Below are 523 nucleotides of genomic sequence, written 5' to 3'. Positions count from 1 at the left end.
GGTCTACTTCTACTCGGTCTTCGAGAAGCTCGACATGGAGATCCGCGACGACGAGATCGTCGGCGAGTCCGCGTACAACGAGGGCATGCCCGAGACCGCGCGGCTGCTGGAGGAGAAGGGCGTCGCCGAGCGCTCCGAGGGCGCGCTGGTGGTGTTCTTCGACGACATCCGCGGCAAGGACGACCAGCCGGTCCCGCTGATCGTGCAGAAGGCCGACGGCGGCTTCGGCTACGCGGCCTCCGACCTCACCGCGATCCGCGACCGGGTCGTCGGCCTGCACGCCACGACCCTGCTGTACGTGGTGGACGTGCGGCAGTCGCTGCACTTCAAGATGGTCTTCGAGACCGCCCGCCGGGCCGGCTGGCTGAACGACGACGTCACCGCGCACAACATGGGCTACGGCACGGTGCTGGGCGCGGACGGCAAGCCGTTCAAGACCCGTGAGGGCGAGACCGTCCGGCTGGAGGACCTGCTGGACGAGGCCGTGCAGCGGGCCGCCGAGGTCGTCCGGGAGAAGGCCAAG

Annotated in this window: 1 protein-coding gene; it reads left to right on the top strand. The window is 69.2% G+C overall.

What is annotated here, in order from left to right:
- A partial coding sequence (gene argS, locus LPA54_RS36415) for an arginine--tRNA ligase (RefSeq protein WP_228984795.1) occupies nt 1–523 on the top strand: 523 nt, incomplete at both ends.

Origin of the sequence: Streptomyces sp. DH12 (assembly GCF_020873895.1) — a bacterium.
In the GTDB taxonomy this organism is placed as follows: Bacteria; Actinomycetota; Actinomycetes; order Streptomycetales; family Streptomycetaceae; genus Streptomyces.
Note: the sequence above shows the minus strand (reverse complement) of the source record. Positions and strands in the feature narration are given on the sequence as shown.